Genomic DNA, 6338 nt, shown 5'->3' with positions numbered 1-6338 from the left:
TGACGTCGAGCTTGCCGCTGACGGACGACTTCTCGTCTTCAATGACTTCGCCCTTGTCGCTGTCAGGGGTAGACGGGGTGATGATCGCGCCGTCATCGGTACCGTTAATCGTGACCGTAACGTCCTTGGTGACCACGCCGCCATTGCCGTCGTCCACCGTGACGGTGAATGTCTCGGTGATCGATTGGCCGGACTTCAGACCCTGGACGTCCTTATTGGCGTTGTCCAGGTTGTAGGTCCAGTTGCCATTGCCATCAACAGAGAACGAACCGTACGTACCCTGGCCGCCGTTGTTAACCGTCCAGCTATGCGTATCGGTCGTATCGACGTCGGCCACATCCAGCTTGCCGGTTGCAACCAGCGAACCGTCTTCGATAACTGCACCATCAGCCTTGCCGGTCACGACGGGGATGTCGTTGGTCCCGACGATCGTGACCACGACCTGACCCGTCGTGCCGTCAGCGGTCGTAACCGTGAAGGTTTCGGTCAGGGTCTTGCCAGCGCCCAGGCCTTGGACAGCCGGGTCGTTGTTGGTCAGGTTGTACGTCCACGCGCCGTTCGCGCCGACGGAGAACGTACCGTGTTGGCCAGGAGCGTTCGTCTGAACTTGGAACACGGCTTGGCCGACGTCCGGATCGGTGACGTCGAGCTTGCCACTCACGGAGAGCGTCTTGTCTTCGATGACTTCGCCCTTGTCGCTGTCGGGGGTGGACGGGGTGATGATCGCGCCGTCATCCGTGCCATTGATCGTGACCGTAACGTCCTTGGTGACCACGCCGCCGTTGCCGTCGTCCACCGTGACGGTGAATGTCTCGGTGATCGATTGGCCGGTCTTCAGACCTTGGACGTCCTTGTTGGCGTTGTCCAGGTTGTAGGTCCAGTTGCCATTGCCATCAACAGAGAACGAACCGTACGTTCCCTTGCCCTCGTTGTTAACGGTCCAGGTGTGGGTATCGGTCGTATCGACGTCCGTGACATCCAGCTTGCCGGTGGCGACCAGGCTACCGTCTTCGGTGACGGCGCCGTCAGCCTTGCCTGTCAAGACGGGAATATCGTTCGTGCCCACGATGGTGACCACGACTTGACCCGTCGTGCCGTCAGCGGTGGTGACGGTAAACGTTTCGGTCAGGGTCTTGCCAGCGGCCAAGCCTTGGACGGCCGGGTCGTTGTTGGTCAGGTTGTACGTCCACGCGCCATTGGCACCGACAGAGAACGTGCCGTGTTGGCCGGCCGTGTTGGTTTGAGCCTGGAACACGGCTTGGCCGGCGTCCGGATCGGTGACCTCGAGCTTGCCACCCACGGACAGCGTCTTGTCTTCGATGACTTCGCCCTTGTCGCTGTCAGGCGTAGACGGGGTGATGATCGCGCCGTCATCCGTGCCATTGATCGTGACCGTAACGTCCTTAGTGACGACACCGCCGTTGCCGTCATCGACCGTGACGGTGAACGTTTCGGTGATGAATTGGCCCGACTTCAGCCCCTGGACGTCCTTATTAGCGTTGTCCAGGTTGTAGGTCCAGTTTCCATTGCCATCAACAGAGAACGAACCGTACGTACCCTTGCCGCCGTTGTTAACCGTCCAGCTATGCGTATCGGTCGTATCGACGTCGGCCACATCCAGCTTGCCGGTTGCAACCAGCGAACCGTCTTCGGTAACTGCACCATCAGCCTTGCCGGTCACGACGGGGATGTCGTTGGTCCCGACGATCGTGACCACGACCTGACCCGTCGTGCCGTCAGCGGTCGTAACCGTGAAGGTTTCGGTCAACGTCTTGCCGGCGCCCAGGCCTTGGACGGCCGGGTCGTTGTTCGTGAGGTTGTACGTCCATGCACCGTTTGCGTCGACAGAGAACGTGCCGTGTTGGCCGGCCGTGTTGGTTTGAGCCTGGAACACGGCTTGGCCGGCGTCCGGATCGGTGACGTTGAGCTTGCCGTCAACAGACAGCGTCTTGTCTTCGATCACTTCGCCCTTGTCAGCGCCCGGAGCTCCCGGATTGATGATCGCGCCGTCATCCGTGCCATTGATCGTGACCGTAACGTCCTTGGTGACCACGCCGCCGTTGCCGTCGTCCACCGTGACGGTGAACGTTTCGGTGATCGATTGGCCGGACTTCAGACCCTGAACGTCCTTATTGGCGTTGTCCAGGTTGTAGGTCCAGTTGCCGTTGCCATCAACGGAGAACGATCCGTACGTGCCCTTGCCCTCGTTGTTAACGGTCCAGGTGTGGGTATCGGTCGTGTCGACGTCAGCCACATCCAGCTTGCCCGAGACGACAAGGCTGCCGTCTTCCGTGACTGCACCGTCGGCCTTGCCCGTCAGCACCGGAACGTCGTTGGTCCCGACGATCGTGACCACGACCTCGCCCGTCGTGCCGTCCGCCGTCGTGACCGTAATGGTTTCCGTCAGCGTTTTGCCCGCGCCCAGGCCTTGGACGGCCGGATCGCTGTTATTCAGGTTGTACGTCCAGTTGCCGTTGGCATCGATCGAGAACGTGCCGTGCGTGGTGGTGGCGTTCGTCTGAACCTGGAACACCGCTTGACCAGCGTCCGGGTCGGTGACTTCCAACTTGCCGCCGACCGACAGCTTCTCGTCTTCGACGACCTGGCCCGCGTCAGCACCCGGTGCCCCCGGGGTAATGACTGCGCCGTCATCCGTGCCGTTAATCGTGACGGTGACCACTTGCGTTGTCACGCCGCCGTTGCCGTCGTTGACCGTGACGGTGAACGTCTCGGTCAAGGTCTGGCCGGCGATCAGTGCCTGGACGGCGGGGTTGGTGTTGACCAGGTTGTAGGTCCACGTGCCGTCGGCCGCGATGGTTAGCGCGCCGTATTGGCCGGCGCCGTTGTCGTTGACGGACCACGTGTGCGTGTCGGAAGTGTCGACGTCAGCCACGTCCAGCTTGCCGGTGGCGACCAGGGCCGTGTCTTCGGCGACCGCGCCAGCGGCTTGCCCGCTGATCGTGGGGACGTCGTTGGTGCCCTGGATGGTGACGGTGACCGTGCCGGCCGTGCCGTCAGCCGTGGTGACCGTGAAGGTCTCGGTCAGGGTCTCGCCAACAGCCAGCGCCTGCACGCGGGCATCGTTGTTGTTCAGGTTGTAGACCCACGCGCCGCTGGCGTCGATCGAGAACGTGCCGTGCTGGCCGGCTTGGCCGGATTGCACGACAAAGCGGGCTTCGCCGTTGTCCACGTCGGTGACGTTCAGCTTGCCGTTGGCGGTGAAGGTGGTGTCTTCCTTGACCGTGCCGGCGTCGTCGCCGGCGTTGGCCGGGGTGATCTGGGCTGGGTCGTTCACGCCGACGATCGTCACTTCGACGGTGGCAGTGGACGTTGCGCCGCTGGGATCGGTGACCGTGTACGAAATCGTGCTGGTGGCGGTCTGGCCGGCGGGCAGGTTCTGGAAGCCCGTGCCGGGCGTGAAGACGTAGCTGCCGTCGGGCAGAACGGTGAACGTGCCGCCGTTGGAGCCGTTGACGGTGACGCCGCCCGCGGTCATGGGCCGGCCGCTGACAGACACGATGGCCAGGGGGTCGCCGTCGGGATCGCTGTCGTTGCCAAGCAGGTTGCCGCGCTGGACCGCGTTCTGGTCGCCCGTGCTGGCATCGTTCAGTGCGGACGGGGCGGTGTTGGTGGCTGCCGGGCCAGCGGCGTCGCCGTTGTCGCCCGTGGCACCGGCGGCGCCGGCGCGGGGCAGGGTATCGTCACCGCGGCCGGGGTTGGCGTAGGCCAGGTCCAGCGGCGTGGTCGTTTCCAGGATGCGGGCCAGGCGCACGAAGCTGCTGCCGCCGGCATCGCCGCCGCCAGCCACGATGGCGGCGGTGGGGTCCAGTTCGTCGAACGGGTCGCGTCCGGCTTGCAGGGCGGCCAGCAGGCGGTCGGAATCCGTGCCGGTGGGCGGGGTTACCGCGGCTTCGCTAGGGTCGGCCAAGGGGCCCGCGATGTCACCGTTGACGGCGACTTCACGGCTTTCGCCGATCACGATCGGCATGCCGTTTTCAACCTGAAGGGAAACCGTGGCGCCTGAAGCCGTAACGATGTCGCTGCCGGCGGGGACGTTGCTGCCTTGATGCAGTTCGGTCAGCGAGCCGTCGCTGTTGCGTATCCACGCGCGACCGGAGATTTCATTGACGACTGCGGGAGTAGTGTTGGCCATGTGGGTTCCGTTTCAGGGAGTTATCCAAGATGGCCAGATACTAAAGAGCGCCGCGCGGAGGCGATATTGTCCTCAAGGACAGTTTCAGGAAGTAATTTTGCTGCGCGTGTCGGCCGGCGCCGAAATGCCGTGCACCAGCAGGGCAAGTTGAAGGCGATCGGACACGCCTAGCTTTTCAAAGACGGCGGAAAGATGCGCCTTGACCGTGCGTTCCGTGATGCCCAGGGCCTCGGCGATCTGCGCGTTGGCCTGGCCGCTGGCGGCGTAGCGGGCCACGGTGATCTCGCGCTCGGTCAGCAGGCCGTTGTCCCAGGAACGGGAATCCTGGGCGCGCTCGGTGACCAGCTTTAGCAAGCGCGCCACCAAAGACCGGCCCATCCAGATCCCGCCGGACAAAACCACTTCCAGCGCTTGCGACAGCGCGGCGGCGGGCGCGTAGCTGTGGCAATAGCCATGAGCGCCCGCGCCCAGCGCTTGCGTGCCTTGCTCGTCGTTAGGGCTGGGGCTGGCGACCACCAGGTGCAGGCCGGCCAGGGCAGGGCCCCAGCTGGGATCCTGCCAGGACGGCAAGCGCGGCACGTCGGTATCCAGCACGGCCAGCGTGCGGCCTTGCTCGCGCCAGCGTTGCAGGTCGGCCAGGCCGCGCCCGCGGGCAGCCAGCCAGCGCGTGGAATCCAACGCGCGCCAGTGTTGCCAGAGCAGGTCGTCGTGCGTAATCAACAAGACGGGAACGGGTTTCATAAAGCCTTGCAGCTCTCCTTTAACGTTCGGTGAAGGCGTTTGCCTTGGCACGCAGAATCGGTTTGAGCAGGTACTGCAACACGGTGCGTTTACCCGTCAGGATATGAACCTCGGCCACCATCCCGGGGATGATGGGCAGTAGTTTGTCGCCCACGGTGCTGCGGTCCGTGCGGACGCGCACCACGTAATAGGAATTGCCTTTCTCGTCGGTGACCGTGTCGGCGCCGATCTGTTCGACCTTGCCTTCCAGACCGCCGTAGATGGCGAAGTCGTAGGCGGTGAACTTCACTTCTGCCTTCTGGTCGGCATGCAGGAAGCCGATGTCGCGCGGTTGGATGCGCACTTCCAGCAGCAGCGTGTCGTCCTTGGGCACGATTTCGATAATGTCCTTGCCCGGCTGCACCACGCCGCCCACGGTGTTGTTGAACAGCGTCTTGATGGTACCGGCCAGCGGCGCGCGCACTTCGGCCAGCTTCACGCGGTCGGCCAGCGCCAGCTTGCCTTGGCGCAGGGTGGACAGCTTGGTGTTGGTCTCGGACAGTTCGCTGCGAGCCTGGTTACGAATATTCAGCTCGGACTCTTCCAGCTTGCTTTGCGCTTCCTTGATGGACGCCTGGAAGCGGTCGATTTGCGCTTCGGCTCCTTTTTGCTCGCCGCAATACCGCGCCACGTCGCGTTGCAGGCGCAGCAGGTCCACTTCGGACACGGCGCCGCTCTTGAGCAAGGGCCGGGTGACCTGCAATTCTCGCGAAGTCAGGCCGCAACTGGCGGACGCCTGATCGCGCTTGGCGATGGTTTCGCGCAAGTCTTCCTGGCGTTGCTTGAGCTGTTCGCGCGCCACGTTGATGGTGGCGTTCAGTTCGGTGTTGCGCGCCTGCCAGGCGTTGCGTTCCATTTCAACCAGGCCGGGCGCCTGCTTCAGCACTTCTTCCGGCGCGACGAAAGGTTCGCCGGTAGCCAATGCCTGCAAGCGGGCGGACTTGGCCAGCAACGACAGGTATTCGGCGTTGTTCTCGCCCAGCGAAGAGGCAAAGCGCGTGGAATCGATTTTCAGCAGCGTCTGGCCAGCCTGGACTTCCTGGCCCGGGCGAACCAGGATTTCCTCGACGATACCGCCGTCCAGGCTCTGGATGATCTGCACTTGGCGCGACGGCACAACCTTGCCTTCGCCACGGACCACTTCGTCGATGCTGCCCGTGGCCGCCCAGACGATCAGCAGGAACGTCGCAAGCAACGCCACCCATAGCAGCACGCGCGAACTGCGGGCCTGCGATTCGTGGATCACCCATTCAGCGTTGCCGACATAGTCTGAACGCTTTTCCTGCTTGCCCTTTTCGGCGCCGTCCAGCAGTCGGTCAAAGAAGAACACGAAGACGTTGCGCAGTTTGCGCCACAGGCCGCCAAACAGGCCGTGCCGGGTCTCTCCAGGATTTTTCTGCATGGC

At 63.4% G+C, this 6338-nt stretch carries 3 protein-coding genes; all 3 read right to left on the bottom strand.

The genetic code is table 11. The features are described from left to right. On the bottom strand, positions 1–4153 hold a 4153-nt coding region (locus V6F88_RS27750), incomplete at its 3' end, for a retention module-containing protein (protein ID WP_332613517.1). An 84-nt stretch (positions 4154–4237) separates the two neighbouring features. Then, positions 4238–4894 carry a helix-turn-helix transcriptional regulator gene (locus tag V6F88_RS27745; RefSeq protein ID WP_332613516.1) on the bottom strand — a complete coding sequence of 219 codons (657 nt, stop codon included), beginning with the start codon at positions 4892–4894 and terminating at the stop codon, positions 4238–4240. Between the two features lie 19 nt (positions 4895–4913). After that, entirely contained in the window at positions 4914–6335 is a 1422-nt protein-coding gene (locus V6F88_RS27740; protein ID WP_332613515.1) for an HlyD family type I secretion periplasmic adaptor subunit, read from the bottom strand. Positions 6336–6338 lie beyond the last annotated feature (3 nt).

Origin of the sequence: Achromobacter sp. ESBL13, assembly GCF_036668755.1 — a bacterium.
Classification (GTDB): Bacteria; Pseudomonadota; Gammaproteobacteria; order Burkholderiales; family Burkholderiaceae_B; genus Achromobacter.
Note: the sequence above shows the minus strand (reverse complement) of the source record. Positions and strands in the feature narration are given on the sequence as shown.